Genomic DNA, 20,660 nt, shown 5'->3' with positions numbered 1-20,660 from the left:
CCCGCCCCCGCCAGACGCTCGACTGGGCAACCCCAGCCGAACGCCTGGACCACCTCATCGCTACCTAACGATTGCACTCACCCCTTGACCCCAAGCCGGTGTGGCGGGCAATAACCTCATGATCAACGAGGGCGGGGAGAGGGCGGGGGCGGGGGCGGGGTTAGTGGGTCCAGCGGCGGAGTTCGCGCTTTGCCAGGGAGTTGCGGTGGACCTCGTCGGGGCCGTCGGCCAGGCGTAGGGTGCGGGTCTGTGCCCAGAGGGCGGCCAGCGGGGTGTCCTGGCTGACGCCCGCGCCGCCGTACCCCTGGATGGCCTTGTCGATCACCCACTCCGCCATCGCCGGGGTGCCGATCTTGATGGCCTGGATCCCGGTGTGTGCGCCCTTGTTGCCGACGGTGTCCATCAGCCAGGCCGTCTTGAGCACCAGGAGTCGGGCCTGCTCGATGCGCACCCGGGACTCGGCGATCCACTCCCGGACCACGCCCTGCTCGGCGAGGGGCCGGCCGAACGCGATCCGCTCGTTGGCGCGGCGGCAGAGCAGCTCCAATGCCCGCTCAGCCATTCCGATCAATCGCATGCAGTGGTGGATTCGGCCCGGGCCGAGCCGGGCCTGGGCGATGGCGAAGCCGGTGCCCTCGACGCCGATCAGGTTCTCCGCGGGCACCCGGACGTCGACGAAGTCGATCTCGGCGTGCCCGCCGTGCGACCCGTCGGTGTAGCCGAAGACGGTCATGCCCCGGCGCACGGTCACCCCGGGGGTGTCCCGGGGGACCAGCACCATGCTCTGCTGGCGGTGCCGGTCGGCGGTCGGGTCGGTCTTGCCCATCACGATGAGGATCTCGCAGCGCGGGTCCATCGCGCCGGACGACCACCACTTGCGTCCGTTGATCACGTACTCGTCGCCGTCGCGGGTGATCTGGGTGGCGATGTTGGTGGCGTCGGAGGACGCCACGTCCGGCTCGGTCATGCAGAACGCGGAGCGGATCTCACCCTCCAGCAGCGGCATCAGCCAGCGCTGCCGCTGCGCCTCCGAGCCGAACTCGGCAAGCAGCTCCATGTTGCCGGTGTCCGGGGCCGCGCAGTTGACCGCCTCCGGCGCCAGGTGCGGGCTGCGCCCGGTCAGCTCGGCCAGCGGTGCGTACTGGAGGTTGGTCAGGCCGGCGCCGTAACGCGGGTCGGGCAGGAACAGGTTCCACAGGCCGCGCTTGCGGGCCTCCGCCTTCAGCTCGGCCAACACCGGGGTACGCGACCACGGGTCGCCGGCGGCCACCTGCTCGGCGTGCACGGCCTCGGCCGGGTAGACGTGCTCGGTCAGGAACCGGGTCAGCTCGTCGCGCAGCTCCTCGGTCCGGCTGTCGTATGAGAAGTCCATCACCGCTCCCTGGCAGCGGTCAGCCCGTGCGCGACCAGCGGTGCCACCATCTCGCCGATCCGGTCGAAGCCCTCGCCGAGCGTCTGCCCGAGGGTGTGGCGGTAGTGGATGCCCTCACAGATGACCGCGAGCTTGAAGCAGCCCAGCGCCACGTGCCAGTGCAGCGGCCCGACGTCCACGTCGCTGCGCCCGGCGTACCTGTCGATCAGCTCGTCGCCGGTGGGGAAGCCGGCGCGGGGGCCGAGCCCGTCGGCGACCGGGTTGCCCTCGGCCGTGTCGCTGCCGCCGAGCACGTCCCAGTACGTCAACAGCAGCCCCAGGTCGGCGAGCGGGTCACCGAGGGTGGCCATCTCCCAGTCGAGGACGGCGTGCACGGCCACCGGGTCGGCCGAGGCGAGGAGGTTGTCCAACCGGTAGTCGCCGTGCACGATCCGGCCGGCGTTCGCGCCCTCCGGGGCGGTGGCCGCGAGCAGGTCACGCAGCTCGTCGATGCCGGGCAGCTCGCGGCTGCGCGAGCGGTCCAGCTGCCCGCCCCAGCGGCGGACCTGCCGGGCCAGGTAGCCCTCCGGGCGGCCGAAGTCACTCAGCCCGACCGTGGCCGGCTCGACGCTGTGCAGCGCGGCGAGCGTGTCCATCATCGCCATGGCGAGGGCCCGGCGTCGTTCGTCGCCCAGCGGGTCGGTCTGCGCGCGGGAGCGGAACACCTCACCGGGCATCCGCTCCATCAGGTAGAACGGCGCGCCGATCACCTCCGGGTCGGTGCAGAGCAGCAGCGTGCCCGGGACCGGCACCTCGGTCGACGCCAGCGCGGAGATGACCCGGAACTCGCGGGCCATGTCGTGCGCGGTCGCCAGCACGTGCCCGAGCGGAGGGCGGCGCAGCACGACCTCGCGGTCGCCGAGGCGCAGCAGGTAGGTGAGGTTGGACTTGCCGCCCGCGATCAGCTCGGCCCGCGGCGGCCCGACCGCCAGCTCGGGCCGGTGCTGGGCCAGATAGCCGGCGAGCCGGTCCAGGGCGAGGCCGGCCGGAGAGGCGGAAACGGTGCCCGGTCGCGACGTGTTGGCGGCCGGATCACTCATCCGACTAGTTGATGGCAGCGTGCTCACGTTGTCAAGGTCAGAGTTTCCCCTCGGGTCATGCCTCTGCAACAGGGACGAAATGGTCAACCGGCAGGCTGTGACACAGCCTGCCGGCCGCTTGTCGCCGGCCCGCCGAGCGGAGGGACAGACATGTTGCTGCGAGTTCGGGTCACCCTGCCGGACCGTCCGGGCACCCTCGGCCAGGTCGCCCGCACGTTGGGCGTCTCCGGGGCGGACATCGTCCAGGTGGTGGTCCTCGAACGACTCGGCGGGCGCGCGGTGGACGACTTCACTGTCGTCTGGCCGGGTGCCGGCCGGGTGGAGCGGCTGCTTGCCGGTCTCGCGGCGATTCCGGGCGTGCGGGTGGACGGTGTGTGGCGGGCGATCGGCGCGCCCACCACCACCGGCCAGGACGCGGAGCTGTTGGCCCAGGTCGCGGCCAACCCGGTCGACGGGTTGGCCACCCTTGTCGACGCGGTCCCCGGGCTGCTGGCGGCCGACTGGGCCGTCGCCGCCGTGGTGCCTGTCGACTGGGCCTCACGGACCGGAGGCGGCGGGGCCACGGTGGGGCACGCGAGCTGGCGTACCCCGGTGCCCCTGCGGTTGCCGGAGGTGACCCCGCTGCGCGGTCGGTCGATGACCACGCCCGACGGCACCCACCACGCGATCGCGCCGTTCGGCCGGGCGGGCCTGGTGCTGGTGGTGGCCCGGGAATACAGCGACACCCTCTGCGCCGCCAACTTCCACAGCACCGAGGTCGATCGGCTCACCCAGTTGGTCCGGGCCAGCGCGGTGATCCTCGGCGATCGGCTGGACCTGGTCGGCGCGCCGCCGGTGGTCGCCGGCCCCTGACCGGCCGGCGAGTTCCCGGGCGCGACACCGCCGGGCAATCGCGCGGCAACAGCCGGCGACGAGGCTCTGCGGTGGGAAGGGAGCCAACCATGACGTTGTGGCGGATTCGGGCAACTGTGGACGACCGGCCGGGTTACCTGTCGGTGCTCACGGCGAGCCTCGCGCTGCGCGGGGTCAACATCCTCACCGTGCAGGTGCAACCCACCGAGCAGGGCGCGGTGGACGACTTCCTGGTCGACGCGCCCGACGCGCTCGACGAGGCGGGCCTGATCGCCGCCGTCGAGCGCGGTCGGGGCCGGGACTGCTGGGTGGCGCGCAGCGAGGCGCGCGGCCTGGCCGACCAGCCCACCCGGGTGCTCGGGCTGGCCAACCGGCTGGTGCGCGACCCGGACGCGACGGGCGAGGCGTTGCGCACCCTGCTCGGCGCCGACTCAGTCACCTGGCGACCCGCGTCGACAGACGTCGACCGGGGGATCACCGGCGCCACCATGACGCTTGCCGACCCGGCGGGCGGCTCGTTCGCGCTGCGCCGGGCCGCGCCGGCCTTCACTCCGGCGGAGTACGCGCGGGCACAGGCCCTGGTCGAGCTGGCCGCGACCGTGGCGCGTCGGGCCGCGGAACAGGTCACCCTGGTGCTGCCCGACGGGGCCGAGGTGGCCGTCCGGCCGGGCTGCGCGCACGACCTGTCCGGTGTGCTGGAGCTGCACGAGACGTGTTCACCGCGCAGCCGGCAGCGGCGTTATCTGGGCGGGGCGGCGCTGCCGCAGCCGGCCCGACTGCGCCGGCTGCTGGAGCCGGGGCGAGGGTTGACGCTTGTCGCAACCACCACCGGTGCCGACGGCGCGGGTGAGTCGGTGGTCGCCATGGCGAACCTGCTCGGCGAGGGCGACGAGGCCGAGGTGGCGCTGCTGGTGCGCGACGACTGGCAGCGGCGAGGGCTCGGCTCGGCGTTGCTGCGCCGGTTGGTCCGGCACGCCGACGCGGCCGGGTACGCGGCGCTGGTGCTGCACGTCCAGGCGGAGAACACTCCGATGCAGCGGATGCTGCGGCGGCTGGACCGGCCCAGCTCGGTGGAGCGCGACGGCGTGCTGCTCACCGTCACCGTTCCGCTCGCTCTGGCCGCTAGGTCGGACCGGCAGGGCGTGGCCTCTACGCCTGGCCTCTAGGGCCTGCTCGGCGCCGGGACGGCTCGCGGCGGCCCGAGACGCAGAACCGGTTGCCCTCGGGGTCGGCGAGCACCACGTACGGCGGCTCGGTCGGGTGCGGCTCGGTGGGATAGTGCCGCCAGTTGACGATCCGGGCACCGAGGGCGAGCAGCCGGTCGAGTTCCTCGTCGAGGGGTCGGTCGCCGGCGTCCAGATCGAGGTGGAGCCGGGGGAACTCCCGCGCGGGACTCTCGCTGAGGTCCATCGCGAGGGCCATGCCCGACACCCCCGGCGGCGGCTCCAGCACGATCCACTCGTCGCCGGTGAAGCGGGGCTCGCGGCGACGGTAGCCGAGGGCCGTGGCCCAGAAGGTTCCTGCCCGCTCGGCGTCGGACACGCCCAGAGACAGCTGCGCGATCAATGCCATCTCCCGACGGTACGCGCAGGCAATGGCCCTTTGCGCGTACCGAGCGTCCACAGGGGGCGTCTCGCGTTCTCGGTGTCGGTGTGGAGAGGGCCCTGCGCGCGAAACGCCCACGACCGGCCGCCGGAGTGACGTTCGGGGCCGGTCGCGGGCGTTCGTCGGTCAGCTGGTGAAGGTGATCCGGTCGCGACGGCGACGCGTCATCAGCAGGGCGCCGCCGCCGATCAGGGCGACACCGCCGAGTGCGAGGCTGGTGACGGCCACGCCGGTGAGCGGGAGGCTGCCCCCGTTGTCGCCGCCGCCCGCGCCTCCCGGGGTCGAGGCTGAGCCGCCGGCTGCCGGCGAGCCCGACGGCGGGACCGACTCCGACGGCGGGACCGAGCCCGTCGGCGTCGACGTGGCCGGGGTGGTCGGCGTCGGCGAGCCCGTGGTGGGCGTCGGCGTCGGGGACTCAGTGGTCGGCGTCGGGGTCGGCGACGCGGTGGTGCCGGCGCCGGCGCACGTGTGGCTGAGGTTGAACCTCTCACCCTCGCCGCTGACGAGCGCGCTGCCGCCGGTCAACGTCCATCCCGCCGGGGTGAAGAGATAGGCGTGCTTCACCTGCTTGTCGCCGCCGCCGTTGGCGGACAGGAAGTCGGTGTAGGGATCCGCGGGGTTCGGCACGGTCACCGTCACCGAGACGCCCGCTCGGTCCTTGAAGGTCAGCGTCAGGCTCTGGAAGTCACCGGCCCGCTTGGTGGGCAGCACGAAATGCCAGCCGTCCTGATTGGTGGGTCGCGTGCCGAACTTGGGGTCCTGGCACTCCTGCTGGAACGTCCCCGCCGTCGCGCCGGAATGCGCGGGGTTGAGGGGAACGACGCTCGACGCCCAGACCGGGGAGGCGATGGCGAGAACGGCCGTGGCGGCGGCGGTGGAGACGGCCGCGCGCGTCAGGCGCCGACGCAGTGGCATGAGGATTCCTCCGGTATTGGTCGAGGGGGCCGCTCATGATCCCATGTCGGGGGCCCGCCGCCGGCATCACTCGACCGGCCTGAGCTGGGCGACGTCTCGGTCGGGAAGTGCCTGCCGGGTCGGTGTTTCCTGCTGCCGCGCGCGTGTCGTCGTAACACCCACGAGCGCGGTGGCGCTGGCGATGCAGTACGGGCTTCCCAATCGATGACGGGCGCATTACATTGTCGGTTATCCATGGGAGCGCTTCCACGGCTTCTGTGGTCACACCGCCACCTCGCAGTCGCCGGTGGCCGTGCCGCCCGTACGCCGTCCCGCGTCGGTGCGACCGCCGGCGGCACCTCCGACAGGAGCCCGCATGCGCCACCTGACCCGGCCGTCCAGCGGCCACCCCGGTCGGTCACCGGTCGCCGACCAGCCTTGGCCCCGGCGCTTGCTGGCTGTCGGCGTCGCGCTGCTCACCGGCGCGTCCCTCGCGGTGACCGGGCCGCCGTCCGGGCCCGCGTCCGCCGCGCCGGCCGCGACCTACAACTACGCCGAGGCGTTGCAGAAGTCGCTGCTCTTCTACGAGGCGCAGCAGTCCGGCAAGCTGCCCGACTGGAACCGGGTCTCCTGGCGCGGTGACAGCGCCCTCACCGACGGCGCCGACGTCGGAGTGGACCTCACCGGCGGTTGGTACGACGCCGGTGACCACGTCAAGTTCGGCTTCCCGATGGCGTTCAGCGCCACCATGCTGGCGTGGGGGGCGGTCGAGTACCGCAGCGGCTACACCTCGTCCGGGCAACTGCCGCACCTGCTCAACAACCTGCGCTTCGTCAACGACTACTTCATCAAGGCGCACCCGTCGGCAAATGTTCTCTACGGACAGGTCGGCAAGGGCGACGACGACCACAAGTGGTGGGGTCCGGCCGAGGTGATGCAGATGGCGCGGCCCGCGTACCGGATCGACGCGAGCTGTGGCGGCGCGGACCTGGCGGGGGAGACGGCGGCCGCGATGGCCGCCTCGTCGATGGTGTTCCGGCCCACCGACGCGGCCTACGCGGACAAGCTGCTGGGCCACGCGCGGCAGCTCTACACCTTCGCCGACACGGTGCGGAAGTCCTACCACGAGTGCATCACCGACGCGACGAGCTTCTACCGCTCGTGGAGCGGCTGGCAGGACGAGCTGGTCTGGGCCGCGATCTGGCTGCACCGGGCCACCGGTGAGGCGAGTTACCTGGCCAAGGCCGAGAGTGAGTACGACAAGCTCAACACCGAGAACCAGTCCACCACCCGCTCCTACAAGTGGACCATCGCCTGGGACAACAAGCAGTTCGGCGCGTACGTGTTGCTGGCCAACCTGACCGGCAAGCAGAAGTACGTCGACGACGCCAACCGCTGGCTGGACTACTGGACCGTCGGGGTGAACGGGCAGCGTGTTCCGTATTCCCCCGGCGGGATGGCGGTGCTCGACTCCTGGGGCGCGCTGCGGTATGCGGCCAACACCTCGTTCGCCGCGCTCGTCTACAGCGACAAGACCACCGACACCACCCGCAAGGCGCGCTACCACGACTTCGCCGTCCGGCAGATCAACTACGCGCTCGGCGACAACCCGCGTAGCTCCAGCTACGTCATCGGGTTCGGCGCCAACTCGCCGAAGAACCCGCACCACCGCACCGCGCACGGTTCCTGGTGGGACAGCCAGACCGTGCCCGTGCAGACCCGGCACACCCTCTACGGCGCGCTCGTCGGTGGCCCGTCCGCGGCCAACGACGCGTACAGCGACAGCCGGTCGGACTACGTGATGAACGAGGTGGCCACCGACTACAACGCCGGCTTCACGTCCGCGCTGGTCCGACTGACCTCCGAGTACGGTGGCACGCCGCTGGCCAACTTCCCGGTCGCCGAGACGCCGGACATCGACGAGTTGACCGTGGAGACCACCGTGGCGCAGGCCGAGCCCCGGGCCACCGGGCTGAAGGCCATTGTTTACAACAAGTCGGCGTTCCCGGCGCGTGCGCTGACCGACGGGAAGTTCCGCTACTACTTCCGGCCCGACGGCACCGGACCGGTGCAGGTCACCGCCGGCTACACCCAGGGCTGCCCGTCCCCGACCACCGCCAAGCAGTTCAGCGGCGACATCTGGTACGTCGAGGTCGACTGCACCGGGCACACCATCGCCCCGGCCGGCCAGTCGGCGCACCGGATGGAGGTCCAGTTCAAGATCGGCGTGCCGGAGGGCGGCACCTGGGACCCGACCAACGACCCGTCGTACCAGGCCACCGCCGGGCCCAACCGGAAGGTGCCGCTCTACTCCGGCACCACCCGGGTCTGGGGCGACGAGCCGGGGCCGGTCGTGCCGGACACCACCGCCCCGACCACGCCGGGTAAGCCTGTCGCGTCCGGCCTCGCGCCCCGTTCGGTCACCCTGACCTGGCCAGCCTCCACCGACAGTGGTGGCAGCGGCCTGGCCGGCTACGACGTCCGCGAAATCCAGGTTGGTGGCGACACGGTGCTGACCCGGCCCGTCACCGGCACCACGCTCACCATCTCGACACTGCTGCCTGAGCACACGTACGAGTTCTCGGTCATCGCCCGCGACGGCGCGGGCAACAGGTCGGCGGCCTCTCCGGTGCTCACCGTGACCACACCGCCGACCGGGTCGGCCGACACCACCGCGCCGAGCACCCCCGGCACCCCGGTCGCGTCGGCGGTCACCGCCACCGGGCTCACCCTGGCCTGGACCCCGTCGACCGACAACGTCGGCGTCACCGGGTACCGGGTCTACCGCGAGGCCGGCGCCACCGACGCGCTTGTCGGCTCGCCGACCGGCACCACCGTGGCGGTGTCCGGGCTGACCGCGTCGACGGCGTACCAGTTCTACGTGGTGGCCGTGGACGCGGCCGGCAACACCTCCGCGGCGTCCGCGCCGGTCGCGGTGACCACCGCGCCCACGCCGGTCGGCGGCGCCTGCTCGGTGGGGTACGCCACCACCGACTGGAGCCCCGGCTTCACCGCCAGCGTGACGATCACCAACACCGGCACCACCGCGATCAACGGCTGGACGCTGCGGTTCAGCTTCCCCGGCGGGCAGACCGTCAGCCAGGGCTGGTCGGCGGCGGTCAGTCAGACCGGCGCGGCCGTCACCGCCACGAACCTGTCCTACAACGGCACGATCGCGCCCGGCGCGTCGGTGAACTTCGGCTTCAACGGCGCCTACACCGGCACCAACCCGAAACCGACAGCCTTCACCGTCAACAACACCACCTGCGCTCTCTCCTGAGCCCACAGTCGACGAGATCTTGGGCAGTTGTCGTTACGCCGAGACGACAACTGTCCGAGATCTCGTCACGTCCGGGGATAACCGCCCGGGATTCCGGGCAAGTCAGCCGCGTGGGGGAGTTGCTGACCGTCGGGCACGGCACCGCCGACCGGGTGCGGCTGGGAGAGTCGCTGACCGCCGCCGGGGTGGCCCTGCTGGTGGACGTGCGGCGGTACCCGGCCAGCCGCACCAACCCGGACGTCCACCGCGAGCAACTCGAACGGTGGCTGCCCGAGATCGGGATCGACTACCGCTGGGAGCCGGATCTGGGCGGACGCCGGCACGTCCCGGCCGGCGAGCCCGAGCCGGACACCTGGTGGAAGGTCGCCGCGTTCCGGGCGTACGCCGCGTACACCCGCACCCCGGCGTTCGACGCGGCGCTGACCGGGGTGCTGGCCGACGCGGCCCGACGGACCACGGCCGTGATGTGCAGCGAGAGCCTCTGGTGGCGCTGCCACCGCCGGCTGATCGCCGACGTCGCGACCCTCGGTCGGGCAACGCCGGTCGCACACCTCACGCCGGACGGGCGGCTCAGCACCCACCAGCCCGTCGAGGGGGCCCGGCGCCTCCCGAACGGGCACCTGTGCTGGGACGGGTGAGTCACTCCACGAGATCGTCGGCGAGCAGGTCCATCAGCAGGCCGTCGTGCCAGCGCCCGTCGTCGCCGCGCTCGTAGCGGCGCAGCACGCCCACCGGACGGAAACCGACCTTCGCGTACGCCCGGATGGCGGCGCTGTTCGCCGCGGCCGGGTCGATGGTGAACCGGTGGTGGCCGTACTCGTCGATCAGGTGCCGGGTCAGGGTGCGGATCGCGTCGACACCGAGCCCGGCACCGCGTACCGCCGGGTCGAGGAAGACGTCCAGGCTGGCGTGCCGGTAGTCGGGGTCGGGTTCGGCGTACCACTGGATCGCGCCGACCACCCGGCCGTCGTGCTCGATCGCGTACACGTGCAGGTCGTCGTCGCCGAGGTCGGCGCGGACGGACTCGGTCAGGTCGTCGCCGCCACGCCACCAGCGGCGCACCTCCGGCGTGGCCCGGATCGCCGCGAAGGCCGGCACGTCCGCGACAGTCGCCGGTCGCAGGGTCACCGACCGCCCGCGCAGCACCGGTTCAGCCCCTGCTCTCGCCGTGCTCGACGCAGACCGCCGACCAGCCGACCGGCAGCACCTGCACCTTCATCCGGCGGCGGCACCGCGAGCAGAACCGGGGCGGCTCCAACTGGCGGGCCGACGCGCACGCGGGGTGGGCGTCGGCCGTCGCCGCCGACTCACCGCACCTGTCGCACCACAGCTCGGTCGTCGTCATGGTCGTCACAGCGTGGCAGAGAGCGCCTTGACCGGCATCTTCAATTCGTCCAGCAGGGCCAGGTCGGCGGTCGCCGGTCGACCCAGCGTGGTCAGGTAGTTGCCGACGATCACCGCGTTGATGCCGCCGAGCAGGCCGTCACGGGTGCCCAGGTCACCGAGGGTGATCTCGCGACCACCCGCGTACCGGAGGATGGTGCGGGGCATGGCCAGCCGGAACGCGGCGATGGCCCGTAGCGCGTCCTTGCCCTCCACCACCGGGCGGTCGCCGAGCGGCGTGCCCGGCCGGGGGTTGAGGAAGTTGAGTGGCACCTCGTGCGGGGCCAGCTCGGCGAGCTGCGCGGCGAACTCGGCCCGCTGCTCGACGGTCTCACCGAGGCCGAGGATGCCACCGCAGCACACCTCCATGCCGGAGTCGCGCACCATCCGCAGCGTTTCCCAGCGCTCCTCCCAGGAGTGCGTGGTGACCACGTTGGGGAAGTACGACCGGCAGGTCTCCAGGTTGTGGTTGTAGCGATGCACACCCATGTCGACCAGGTCGTCGACCTGCTCCTGGGTGAGCATGCCCAACGACGCGGCGACCTGGATGTCGACAGCGGCCTTGATGGCGGCGACGCCGTCGCGCATCTGCTTCATCAGCCGGGCGTCCGGGCCGCGCACCGCGGCGACGATGCAGAACTCGGTCGCCCCGGTCTCGGCGGTCTGCTTCGCCGCCTCGACAAGCGACGGGATGTCCAGCCAGACCGACCGCACCGGCGAGGTGAACAGGCCGGACTGGGAGCAGAAGTGGCAGTCCTCCGGGCAGCCGCCGGTCTTCAGCGAGACGATGCCCTCGACCTCGACTTCGGGGCCACACCAGCGCATCCGCACGTCGTGGGCGAGTTGCAGGGCGGCGGGCAGGTGCTCGTCGGGCAGGGTCAGCACCGCGAGGATGCCGGCCTGGTCGAGGCCGACACCGTCACCCAGGACCTGGGTCCGGGCCTGGTCGAGGATCTCTGGCATGCCTCGTACCCTACTAGGCCCCTGCCAAGGCCCCCGGTCAGCCGGAATGGCCTGGCAGCCCGGCGGGTGCTCGCGTCGAGTGGATCCGTCGGGCCGACGGTGGCGGGTGGTAATTTCGCCCGGCAGGTGTCGGGCTGACCGGCACGGACGGCGACGAAGGGGTGACGGTGGCGGACTGGCTGGCGGCGCTCGACCGCCGCGCGCAGTTGCGGGCGAAGGCGGGGCTGACGCGGCGACTGCACCCGCGTCCCGCCGGCGATCAGGTGACCGATCTGGCCGGCAACGACTACCTCGGCCTGGCCACCCACCCGGAGGTCATCGCCGCGGCCACGGCGGCACTGTCGGCGTACGGGCTGGGGGCGACCGGGTCGCGCCTGGTGCGTGGTTCCACCGACGCGCACCAGGCGCTGGAGGACGAGCTGGCGCAGTGGCTGGGCACCGATCGGGCCCTCGTCTTCTCCTCCGGCTACCTGGCCAACCTCGGTGCGCTGCGGGCGCTGGTCCAACCTCGGACGCTGCTCGTCTCCGACGCGCACAACCACGCGTCCCTGATCGACGGCGCTCGGATCTCCGGTGCGGAGACGGTGGTCACCCCGCACGTCGACGTGGACGCCGTCGCCGCCGCACTCGCGGCCGCACCGGGCCGCCCGGCGGTGGTGGTGACCGAGTCGATCTTCTCGGTCGACGGTGACCTCGCCCCGCTGGCCCGGCTGCACGCGGTGGCCCGGCGGCACGGCGCGCTCCTGTTGGTCGACGACGCGCACGCGCTCGGTGTGACCGGTCCGGCCGGCGCGGGTGCGGTGGCCGCCGCGGGGCTGGCCGGCGAACCGGACGTGCTGGTGACCGCAACCCTGTCCAAGGCGCTCGGTGGCGCCGGTGGCGTGGTCGCCGGCCCCGCCGAGTTCGTCCGGCACCTGGTGGAGACCGGGCGTACGTTCATCTTCGACACGGCGCTGCCGCCGGCGGTCGCCGCCGGTGTGCACGCCGCGCTGCGGCTGGCCCGGGTCGGCGACGACATGCGCGGGGAGTTGTCCGACCGGGTGCGGTTGGCCGTCGTTCGACTGCGGGCGGCCGGGCTGACCGTCTCCGCGCCGGACGCGGCGGTGATCTCGGTGACGGCTCCCGGGCCGGAGGCGGCCAGCGCCTGGGCCGTCGACTGCCGGGATCGGGGCGTCGCGGTCGGGTGTTTCCGGCCGCCGTCCACCCCGGACAGCCGCTCCCGTCTGCGCCTCACGGTCAGCGCCGGGGTGCCCCGGGCGGATTTCGAGCGGGCCCTGGAGGTCATCGTGGAGTGTGCCCCGCAGTCGCGAGCAGAGGTGGCGCCGTGACCGGGTGGGAGGGACCGGTTCTGGTCACCGGCACCGACACCGAGGTCGGCAAGACGGTGGCGACCGCGGCGATCGCGGCCGCGGCGCAGGCCGCCGGGCTGCGGGTGGCGGTGGTGAAACCGGGCCAGACGGGTACGGCCGGCGGTGAGCCCGGCGACGTGGACACGGTGAATCGGCTGGCTGCCCCGCTGACCGGGCGGACCCTGGCCAGCTATCCCGACCCGCTCGCCCCGTTGACGGCCGCCCGGGTCGCCGACCTGCCGCCGTTGGAGCTGTACGAGACGGTGGACGCCGTTCGTGCCGAGGCGGACAAACACGACCTGGTGTTGATCGAGGGCGCGGGCGGGTTGCTGGTGCCGATGGGGCTGCGCCCGTCGGGGGAGGCGTGGACGATGGCCGACCTGGCGGTGTCGCTCGGCGCGCCGGCGGTGGTGGTCGCCCGCGCCGGGTTGGGCACGCTCAACCACACCGCGCTGACCCTGGAGGCGCTCGACCGGCGGGCGGTGCCGGCCGGTGTGGTGATCGGGGCCTGGCCGAGCCGGCCGGAGTTGGTGCACTGGACGAACCTCACCGAGCTGGTGCCGAATCTGCTCGGCGCGCTGCCCGACGGCGCCGGGGCGATGGACCCGGGCGTGTTCCGGCGTTCCGCGCCGGGCTGGCTCACCCCGGCCCTGCACGGGGTGCTCGACGACTGGCGGGTCTGGGCCGAGGAGAGCGGCTGAACACCTGACTTTCGTCGGTGTTCGCGCAGGTCGGGCGTGGGTAGCCTGGCCGCCGTGCGGATCCTCGACTTCCCGCTGCCAGGTCCGCTGGATCGGCGGCGTCACCTGCTGCTGGACGCGCTGCTCTGGGCGGTGGTCGCGGCCCCGGTCGGCTACGCCGGGGTCAGCCCGCCCTACCCGCGCTACGCGGTGCCGCTGCTGGTCGGCAAGTTGCTGCTGCTCGGCGCGGCCACGGTGGCGAGTCGACGCCGACCGTTGGTCGCCCTGGTGCTGGTGGTGCTCGGGTCGGTCGTCGACGGCAATTTCGTCTTCGCCATTCCGGTCTTCAGCTATCTCACCGGGCGGCGCAGCGTCTCCGCGGCCCCGGTGGCCGGGGTCTTCGCCCTGATCGTGGCCGGCGGGACGGCGCTCAACCTGGGTCTGCTCGGCACCGGCGAGGCCACCTGGTTCCTGCTGGCCTCGGTGTTGCTCTTCGCCGCGGTGTTCCCCTGGCTGGTGGGCCGGTACCGGCGTCAGCAGCAGGAGTTGGCCGCCGCGGGTCGTCGGCACGTGGACGCGCTGATCCGCGAGGAGCGCGGTGCCGCCGAGCGGATCCGGCTGCGGGAACGGGCCCGGATCGCCGGGGAGATGCACGACTCGCTGGGCCACGACCTCAGCCTGATCGCGTTGCGCGCCGCCGCCCTGGAGGTCGCCGCCGACCTGAACGACCGGCACCGGGCCGCGGCGGGGGAGTTGCGGGCCAGCGTCTCCGCCGCCACCGAGCGACTACACGAGATCATCGGGGTGCTCCGCGAGGACGGTGGCGCGTCGGTGCGTCCGAGTGGGGAGACCGTCGCCGACCTGGTCGACAATGCCCGGGAGGCCGGCATGGCGGTCCGGCTGGAGGCCGCCTCGGTGGTCGCGGAGCTGCCGGCGATGACCGGCCACGCGGCCCACCGGGTGGTCCGTGAGGCGCTGACAAACGCGGCCCGGTACGCGCCGGGCGCCCCGGTCGACGTTCGTCTCACCCGCGACGGTGAACGGGTCGAGGTGTGCGTGGTCAACGGTGCTCCGCCGGCGGAGCCGCTGCCGGCCCCGCCGTCGCAGGGCAGCGGTTTGCTCGCGCTCGCCGAGCGGGTCCGCCTCGCCGGTGGGACGCTCGACGCCGGGCCCCGTACCGGCGGTGGGTTCGTCGTCCGGGCGGTGTTGCCGGCGACCGCGCCGCCGGTGGAGGCGATCGAGACCGATCCTGCGCCGTCCGGGGGCCGGCCCGGCCCGGTGGAGCGGCCGGTGGACGCGGCGCGGCGGCTGCACGACGCCCGTCGGCGGGTCCGGCGCAGTCTGTTGGTGGCGCTGCTGGCACCTGCCGGTTTCGCCCTGGTGCTCTCCCTCGTCTACTACCCGGTGGCGACCGCCGGGACGGTGCTGGACCGGGCCACCTTCGACCAGATGCGCGTCGGCACGGCCCGCTCGGAGCTGGAGGGTCTGCCCCGGCGGCAGCTGGAGAGCCCCGTCGGCGTCGACCGGGCCGGCTGCGAGTACTACACCGATGGCAACTTTCCCCTCGCCGAGCCGACCTGGCGGCTCTGCTTCACCGACGGCCGGTTGGCCAGCAAGGAGTGGATCGCCTAGTGGACACCGATAGGGCCGGGGCAGCGCCGGTGCGGGTGGTGCTGGCCGACGACGAGGCGATGATCCGGGCCGGCGTCCGGGCCATCCTCGCCACCGATCCCGGTATCGAGGTGGTCGCCGAGGCCGGGGACGGACGCGCCGCGGTGGAGCTGGTCCGCGCGCACCGACCTCGCGTCGTGCTGCTGGACATCCGGATGCCGCGGCTGGACGGGTTGGCCGCCGCCGCCGAGATCCGCCGGCTCGTGCCGGAGACCGCGACGATCATGTTGACCACGTTCGGCGAGGACGACCATGTGGCCCGCGCGCTCGGGCACGGCGCCAACGGGTTCCTGCTCAAGGCCGGTGACCCGCGGGAGCTGATCGCCGGTGTGCACGCCGTGGCCGACGGTGGCGCGTACCTGTCGCCGCGGGTGGCCCGCCGGGTGATCGAGCTGGGTGCGGGGCGGTTGGCCCGCCGGCCGGCCGCGCGGGACCGTACGGCCGGGCTGACCGAGCGGGAACGGGAGGTGCTGGCCCTGGTCGGGGCGGGGCTGTCCAACGCCGAGATCGCCCGCCGGCTGCACCTGGTGGAGGGCACCGTGAAGAGTTATCTGACCAGCATCTTCACCCGCCTGGACGTGCGTAACCGGGTGCAGGCGGCGATCCTCGCGTACGAGGCGGGGCTGGTCGACGGCTGAGCGGGGGCCGGGAAGCCCCCGCTCACCTCGTCAGGCGTCGCGGCGGCGCAACGCGGCCCGGCCCAGCAAGAGCGCGGCACCGGCCCAGCCGGCGAGCAGGAGCAGCCCGACCAGGCTCGGGTACGGCTCGGTGTCGCCGGCCAGGAAGTGCCCGCCGGCCACGCCGGGGAACCCGTCGGCGATCCGGTTCAACACCTCGATGTCCGGGTTCTGTAGGGACAGCGGCACGATCATCAGGATGGCGAGGAGCACGGTGATCGTGAGCACCGCACTGCGCAGTGCGGCCCCGAGACCCAGGGCGAACACGCCGATCAGCGCCAGGTAGACCGCCACCGCCACGATGTCGCCGATCGTCTCGGCGGCCGGGGCGCTGCCCCACTCGCCGAGCACCGGCCGGGCGACCAGGGCGCCGACGCCGCCGAGCAGCAACCCGAGGGCGAAGGTGACGGCGCCGGTGACCACCGCCTTGGCCAGCAGCACCCGACCGCGGGACGGGGTGCACTGCAACGTGGTCCGGATGGTGCCGCTGGTGAACTCGGCGGTGATCGCCAGCAGACCCAGCGCCAGCACCACGAACTGGGTCAGCTCGACCGAGTCGATCAGCACGCTGCCGACGGTGACGATCCCCGGGTTGTCGGTCGGGTCGTCGTCGGTGTTGGCGTTCGCGGCGTAGATGGCCAGTTGGCCGGCGCTGGCGACCATCACCAGCAGCCCGGCCAGCGCCGTCCACCAGGTGCTGCGTACCGAGGAGAGCTTTGTCCACTCGGCGGCCACCGCCCCCCGGAAGGTGGCCGGCGCACCGGCGGCCGGCGTGTTGGTGGGGCGGGTGCCCGCGTCGGTCCGGGTGCTCATCGTTGCCCACCTTCGGTCGGACCGCCGGCGTACTCGACGCTGTCGGCGGTCAGCTCCATGAACGCCTGTTCCAGGGTCGCGGCCTGCGCGGTCAGCTCGTGCAGCCGTACCCCCAGCTCGTAGGCCAGGTCACCGACCCGGTCCGCGGTGGTGCCGGTGACGGTCAGCTCGGTGCGGTCGGCCGCCACCACGCTCGCCCCGGTTGCGGTGAGGCGCGCGGCCAGGGCGGCCAGCCCGTCCGGGTGTGGGCTGCGCACCCGGACGGCGACCGTACCGCCGGCGATCACGTCGCCGATCGGCGCGTCGGCGAGCAGTCGACCCCGCCCGATCACCACGAGTTGGTCGGCGGTGAGCTGCATCTCGCTCATCAGGTGGCTGGAGACGAAGACGGTCCGCCCCTGGTCGGCAAGCGAGCGCGTCAGGTGCCGTACCCAGCGCACCCCGTCCGGGTCGAGGCCGTTCACCGGCTCGTCGAACATCAGCACCGGCGGGTCGCCGAGCAGCGCCCCGGCGATGCCGAGCCGCTGGCCCATGCCGAGGGACAGGGTCCGGCCCGGTTTGCCGGCGGCCCGCCCGTCCAACCCGACGGTGTCCAGCACCTCGTCGACGCGGCGGGCCGGGATGCCGTTGCTGCGGGCCATGGCGAGCAGGTGGGCCCGGCCGGACCGGGCCGGGTGGATGGCTCGGGCATCGAGCAGCGCGCCCACCTCGTGCAACGGTCGGCGCAGCTCCCGGTACGCGCGCCCGCCGATGAGGGCCTGTCCGGCGCTGGGACGGTCCAGCCCGAGGATCATCCGCATGGTGGTGGACTTGCCGGCGCCGTTGGGGCCGAGGAAGCCGGTGACCCGGCCGGGCGCGACGTCGACGGTCAACGCGTCGACAGCGACTGTCGCCCCGAACCGTTTCGTCAACCCACGTAATGTGATCATGCGCTGACGCTAGGCGTGCGACCCGCTGCCGCACCGCGCCCGAAGGGCACCACCCGACCCTGACTTTCGTCAGGTCGTCGGCGGGTCGGTCAGCGCACGTAGTCCTCCAGCAGCGCCGGCGTGAGCCCGGCCCGGTGGATTGCCCTGAGCGCGGCGAGCAGGTCGTCCATCAGCGCCGGCCGGAAGTGCATCAGCAGGATGTCGCCGGGCTGGATCACCTTCTCCGGGGTCTGGTAGCGCACCTTCCCCTCGTGCACGGTCTCGGTCCAGTGCAGGACCGCCTTCGCGCCGCAGTCGTGCGCGGCTTTCAACGTGGTGGCGTCGTGGTTGCCGAACGGTGGCCGGAACAGGGTCGCCCGCTTGCCGAACAGCGTCTCCAGCTTGTCCGCCGCCCCGCAGATCTCGTGCTTCTGGTAGTCGTACGAGCGGCCGGCCAGCGAGGTGTGGTTGATGGTGTGGTTCTCGACGACCCCGCCCGCCACCTGGATCTGCCGGAAGTAGTCGGTGTGCTCCTCGGCCGCCGGTGAGTTGAGGAACATCGTGACCGGGATGTGTGCCTGCCAGACGAAGTCGGCCACCGCGGGCGGGCGGGCCAGCCCACCGTCGTCGATGGTGATGAAGGCGACCTTCTGGTCGGTCGGCAGGCGGTGCCAGAACTGCGCGACGCCGGTCGTCGGCAGCGACACCGGTTGCGGCGGCGGCGCCTGCGGGAAGGTCGGGACCTGGGACACGTACCAGGCCAGGCTTCCCGGTGTCGGCTTCGCCGTCGGGGACGGCGAGGCCGAGGGCGTCGGCCGGGCGTACGGCGTCGGCAAGGCCGAGAGTGTCGGCTGTGCCGAGGGCGTCGGCTGTGCGGACGGCGTCGGCTGTGCGGACGGCGTCGGCTGGGTCGCGGTGATCTGCCGGGCGTGGGTCCGGTGGCCGGGGCCGACTGTGCAGGCGGTCAGCGTCAGCACGGCCAGAAGCGTTGCCACTGCGAGGATGCGGCGCGGGTGGGCTGATGACACGCCCGGAAACATAGCGGGTCGTGGTCAGGTCCCGTGCCCCGTGACGATCTCCCCGAGCGCTCTTGCCCGGGCGGCCTAGCCTCGGAGCGGAGTCGATTCGACGGACGGGGACGGCCGATGGTGCGGTGGATCCTGCAGATACTCGCGCTCGTCGGGTTCGGCGCCGCCGCGATCGTCGGGGGCATCGTGCTACTGGTCCAGGGGCCGCTCGACTGAGCGCACCACGAAGGCGTCCGGCATCCGGAAGGTGAGATTGTCCGGACACCAGGGTGGGCGGACCACCGTCACCGCGTCCAGCAGTGGTGCCGCCTCGGCAACCACCACTGCCGCCTCCATCCGGGCCAGCACGTCACCGACGCAGCGGTGGACACCGGCCCCGAACGCCAGGTGTCGGCGAGACCCACGCTGCCCCGGGCGGAACTCGTCGGGCGACTGGACGACCGCGGGGTCACGGCCGGCGCGGGCCAGCCAGAGCACGAGGCTGCTGCCCGCCGGTACCGCCGTGCCGCCCAGCGTGCTGTCCGTCGCCGCCACCCGCCGCCAGGTGACGATGGGCGGCTCCAGTCGCAGCCCCTCCTCCACCACGTCGGCCACCGCGACCGCGCCGGTGCGCAGGCCGGCCCGCACCGCGGGTTCGCCGGCCAGCCGGTGCAGCAGCAGGGTGAGGAACTGCGAGGTGGTCTCCTGCCCGGCTACCAGCAGGAAGAAGAGCGCGCCGACCACCACGTCCGGCGGGTGCCCGGCCGCGCGCAACTCGCCGGCCAACCCGCCCCCGCTGGTGGCGAAGTCCCGCAGTACGCCGTGGAACCGGCCCACCTCGGCGGCGAGCGCCAGCTGCCGGTCGACGTCCAGCGGTGCCCAGAACAACTCCAGCGCGGCGCGGGCGAACTCCTTGACCGCACCGACAGGTGCGTCCGGCAGCTCGACCAGCCGGGCCAGCACCAGCAGCGGCAGGTCGGCGGCGAGGTCCGCGTACAGGTCGACTGACGCGCCGGTGTCGAGCCGGGCGCCGAGCCGAGCGACCCGGTCCCGGACCAGCGCGGTGAGCCAGGGCCGCTGCGCGGCGACCCGCTCGGGGTGCAACGCCGCCGCGACGATCGCCCGGATCTGGGGATGGCTGGCGCCCGAGTTGTTGGCCAGGGTCGGCGGCAGCCGGAACCGGTGCCCGGCGAGCACCCGCAGCGCGCTCACCGGCATCGGTGTCACCGCGTCCAGCGCGTTGTCCGGCCGGTAGGTGACCGGGTCGGCCAGCACCTGCCGGACCAGCGCGTGCCGGGTGACCACCAGATGGCGTACGCCGACGTGGTCGGTCACCTCGGCGACGTCCGGCCAGGGTGCCCCGACCGCGGACCCCCAACCGGAAAACAGCACGCCGACACGCTAGCGGGCGGCTCCGGGCAGCCCGGCGCGCAACTGCCAGACGGTGGTGCGCTTCACCCGGACACTCTCCAGCGCCTCCGGCACCGGCACGTCGTACACGGCCAACTCGTCGAAGCGGTCGCGGGGCAGGAACGCCCGGCCGGGGTCACCGACAAGTGCCGGTGCGCCGGCCCGGGCGGCGCGCAGCAGGAACCGCAGCACCCGCCGGGCCATCGCGTCGCTGTAGAAGACGTCGCCGGCGAGCACCACCTCGGCGTCCCCGGCGTCGGAGTCGAGGATGTCGCCGAACTCGGCGTCGACGCGTACCCCGTTGGCCTCGGCGTTGAGCGCGACGGCCGCGACCGCCAGTTCGTCCACCTCGACGGCCCGCACCGACGCCGCGCCGGCGCGGGCGGCGGCGATGGCCACCAGGCCGGAGCCGGAGGCGAGGTCGAGCACCCGGCGGCCGGCGACCAGCGCCGGGTGGTCGGTCACGTAGCGGGCGAGCGCCTGCCCGCCGGCCCAGGCGAACGCCCAGAACGGCGGCGGCCGGTCGGTGGAGAACTCGCCCTCGGTCAGCTCCCACAACCCGATCGGCTCGTCGGCCTGGTGCAGTCGCACCTCGGGAACGAAGGGGACCGGGGCCAGCCGGGCGTGCAGCCGGACGAACGTGCTGGAGAGCTCGGACACCCGGCGATTCTCGCGCACCGGTCATCCCGGGCGGCGCGGGGAGGTGGACCGGTACGG

20 protein-coding genes are annotated in these 20,660 nt (G+C 73.1%); 8 read left to right on the top strand and 12 right to left on the bottom strand.

Annotation, left to right across the window (positions count from 1 at the left end):
* Nucleotides 1–160: 160 nt before the first annotated feature.
* Both AB0B14_RS12115 and AB0B14_RS12110 read right to left on the bottom strand, forming a co-directional pair.
* Nucleotides 161–1,372 carry an acyl-CoA dehydrogenase family protein gene (locus AB0B14_RS12115; RefSeq protein ID WP_357522416.1) on the bottom strand — a complete coding sequence of 404 codons (1,212 nt, stop codon included), beginning with the start codon at nucleotides 1,370–1,372 and terminating at the stop codon, nucleotides 161–163.
* Nucleotides 1,372–2,451, bottom strand: a complete 1,080-nt coding sequence (locus AB0B14_RS12110) for a phosphotransferase family protein (protein WP_357522415.1) — start codon at nucleotides 2,449–2,451, stop codon at nucleotides 1,372–1,374. The genes AB0B14_RS12115 and AB0B14_RS12110 overlap by 1 nt, the downstream gene beginning before the upstream one ends.
* A gap of 150 nt (nucleotides 2,452–2,601) precedes the next feature.
* Here AB0B14_RS12110 and AB0B14_RS12105 point away from each other — a divergent pair, with 150 nt between their 5' ends.
* Both AB0B14_RS12105 and AB0B14_RS12100 read left to right on the top strand, forming a co-directional pair.
* Nucleotides 2,602–3,303: an amino acid-binding protein gene (locus AB0B14_RS12105; RefSeq protein ID WP_357070171.1), complete on the top strand. Its 702-nt coding sequence runs from the start codon at nucleotides 2,602–2,604 to the stop codon at nucleotides 3,301–3,303.
* Nucleotides 3,304–3,392: 89 nt separating this feature from the next.
* The gene (locus AB0B14_RS12100; protein WP_357070169.1) at nucleotides 3,393–4,469 is read left to right on the top strand and encodes a GNAT family N-acetyltransferase; all 1,077 of its coding nucleotides are present in this window, start codon (nucleotides 3,393–3,395) and stop codon (nucleotides 4,467–4,469) included.
* On the opposite strand, the gene AB0B14_RS12095 is transcribed toward AB0B14_RS12100, so the two are convergent.
* On the bottom strand, nucleotides 4,453–4,875 hold the full coding sequence (locus AB0B14_RS12095) for a VOC family protein (protein ID WP_357070168.1): 423 nt from the start codon (nucleotides 4,873–4,875) through the stop codon (nucleotides 4,453–4,455). The genes AB0B14_RS12100 and AB0B14_RS12095 overlap by 17 nt on opposite strands.
* Nucleotides 4,876–5,034: 159 nt before the next feature.
* Nucleotides 5,035–5,823 carry an LPXTG cell wall anchor domain-containing protein gene (locus AB0B14_RS12090; protein WP_357070166.1) on the bottom strand — a complete coding sequence of 263 codons (789 nt, stop codon included), beginning with the start codon at nucleotides 5,821–5,823 and terminating at the stop codon, nucleotides 5,035–5,037.
* 355 nt (nucleotides 5,824–6,178) lie between these two features.
* Here AB0B14_RS12090 and AB0B14_RS12085 point away from each other — a divergent pair, with 355 nt between their 5' ends.
* On the top strand, nucleotides 6,179–9,082 hold the full coding sequence (locus tag AB0B14_RS12085; RefSeq protein ID WP_357522414.1) for a glycoside hydrolase family 9 protein: 2,904 nt from the start codon (nucleotides 6,179–6,181) through the stop codon (nucleotides 9,080–9,082).
* Between the two features lie 110 nt (nucleotides 9,083–9,192).
* Nucleotides 9,193–9,720, top strand: coding sequence for a DUF488 domain-containing protein (locus AB0B14_RS12080; RefSeq protein ID WP_357070162.1), 528 nt, complete (start codon nucleotides 9,193–9,195; stop codon nucleotides 9,718–9,720).
* A 1-nt stretch (nucleotide 9,721) separates the two neighbouring features.
* On the opposite strand, the gene AB0B14_RS12075 is transcribed toward AB0B14_RS12080, so the two are convergent.
* The 3 genes from AB0B14_RS12075 to bioB are packed head-to-tail and all read right to left on the bottom strand — an operon-like array spanning nucleotide 9,722 to nucleotide 11,428.
* On the bottom strand, nucleotides 9,722–10,228 hold the full coding sequence (locus AB0B14_RS12075; protein ID WP_357070160.1) for a GNAT family protein: 507 nt from the start codon (nucleotides 10,226–10,228) through the stop codon (nucleotides 9,722–9,724).
* Nucleotides 10,229–10,232: 4 nt separating this feature from the next.
* The gene (locus AB0B14_RS12070; RefSeq protein ID WP_357522413.1) at nucleotides 10,233–10,427 is read right to left on the bottom strand and encodes a hypothetical protein; all 195 of its coding nucleotides are present in this window, start codon (nucleotides 10,425–10,427) and stop codon (nucleotides 10,233–10,235) included.
* A 5-nt stretch (nucleotides 10,428–10,432) separates the two neighbouring features.
* Entirely contained in the window at nucleotides 10,433–11,428 is a 996-nt protein-coding gene (gene bioB / locus AB0B14_RS12065; RefSeq protein WP_357070156.1) for a biotin synthase BioB, read from the bottom strand.
* A gap of 167 nt (nucleotides 11,429–11,595) precedes the next feature.
* Between bioB and AB0B14_RS12060 the strand changes: the two genes are divergently transcribed.
* Genes AB0B14_RS12060 through AB0B14_RS12045 form a run of 4 tightly spaced genes read left to right on the top strand, consistent with a single transcriptional unit; the run spans nucleotide 11,596 to nucleotide 15,766 of the window.
* Nucleotides 11,596–12,756, top strand: a complete 1,161-nt coding sequence (locus AB0B14_RS12060) for an 8-amino-7-oxononanoate synthase (RefSeq protein WP_357070154.1) — start codon at nucleotides 11,596–11,598, stop codon at nucleotides 12,754–12,756.
* Entirely contained in the window at nucleotides 12,753–13,478 is a 726-nt protein-coding gene (bioD, locus tag AB0B14_RS12055) for a dethiobiotin synthase (RefSeq protein ID WP_357070152.1), read from the top strand. The genes AB0B14_RS12060 and bioD overlap by 4 nt, the downstream gene beginning before the upstream one ends.
* A gap of 54 nt (nucleotides 13,479–13,532) precedes the next feature.
* Nucleotides 13,533–15,089 carry a histidine kinase gene (locus AB0B14_RS12050; protein WP_357522412.1) on the top strand — a complete coding sequence of 519 codons (1,557 nt, stop codon included), beginning with the start codon at nucleotides 13,533–13,535 and terminating at the stop codon, nucleotides 15,087–15,089.
* Nucleotides 15,089–15,766 carry a response regulator transcription factor gene (locus tag AB0B14_RS12045; RefSeq protein WP_357070148.1) on the top strand — a complete coding sequence of 226 codons (678 nt, stop codon included), beginning with the start codon at nucleotides 15,089–15,091 and terminating at the stop codon, nucleotides 15,764–15,766. Before AB0B14_RS12050 ends, AB0B14_RS12045 begins: the two co-directional genes overlap by 1 nt.
* Before the next feature lie 30 nt (nucleotides 15,767–15,796).
* On the opposite strand, the gene AB0B14_RS12040 is transcribed toward AB0B14_RS12045, so the two are convergent.
* From AB0B14_RS12040 to AB0B14_RS12020, 5 genes are all read right to left on the bottom strand, one after another.
* Nucleotides 15,797–16,618: an ABC transporter permease subunit gene (locus tag AB0B14_RS12040; protein WP_357522411.1), complete on the bottom strand. Its 822-nt coding sequence runs from the start codon at nucleotides 16,616–16,618 to the stop codon at nucleotides 15,797–15,799.
* The gene (locus AB0B14_RS12035) at nucleotides 16,615–17,547 is read right to left on the bottom strand and encodes an ATP-binding cassette domain-containing protein (protein WP_357522410.1); all 933 of its coding nucleotides are present in this window, start codon (nucleotides 17,545–17,547) and stop codon (nucleotides 16,615–16,617) included. Before AB0B14_RS12035 ends, AB0B14_RS12040 begins: the two co-directional genes overlap by 4 nt.
* 89 nt (nucleotides 17,548–17,636) lie before the next feature.
* Nucleotides 17,637–18,521, bottom strand: coding sequence for a polysaccharide deacetylase family protein (locus AB0B14_RS12030; protein ID WP_357070142.1), 885 nt, complete (start codon nucleotides 18,519–18,521; stop codon nucleotides 17,637–17,639).
* Between the two features lie 222 nt (nucleotides 18,522–18,743).
* Nucleotides 18,744–19,868, bottom strand: a complete 1,125-nt coding sequence (locus tag AB0B14_RS12025; protein ID WP_357070399.1) for a cytochrome P450 — start codon at nucleotides 19,866–19,868, stop codon at nucleotides 18,744–18,746.
* Nucleotides 19,869–19,934: 66 nt separating this feature from the next.
* Complete coding sequence (locus tag AB0B14_RS12020) at nucleotides 19,935–20,603, bottom strand: 50S ribosomal protein L11 methyltransferase (RefSeq protein ID WP_357070138.1); 669 nt, start codon at nucleotides 20,601–20,603, stop codon at nucleotides 19,935–19,937.
* Nucleotides 20,604–20,660: the final 57 nt, after the last annotated feature.

This window comes from Micromonospora sp. NPDC049171, assembly GCF_040648275.1.
Classification (GTDB): Bacteria; Actinomycetota; Actinomycetes; order Mycobacteriales; family Micromonosporaceae; genus Micromonospora.
Note: the sequence above shows the minus strand (reverse complement) of the source record. Positions and strands in the feature narration are given on the sequence as shown.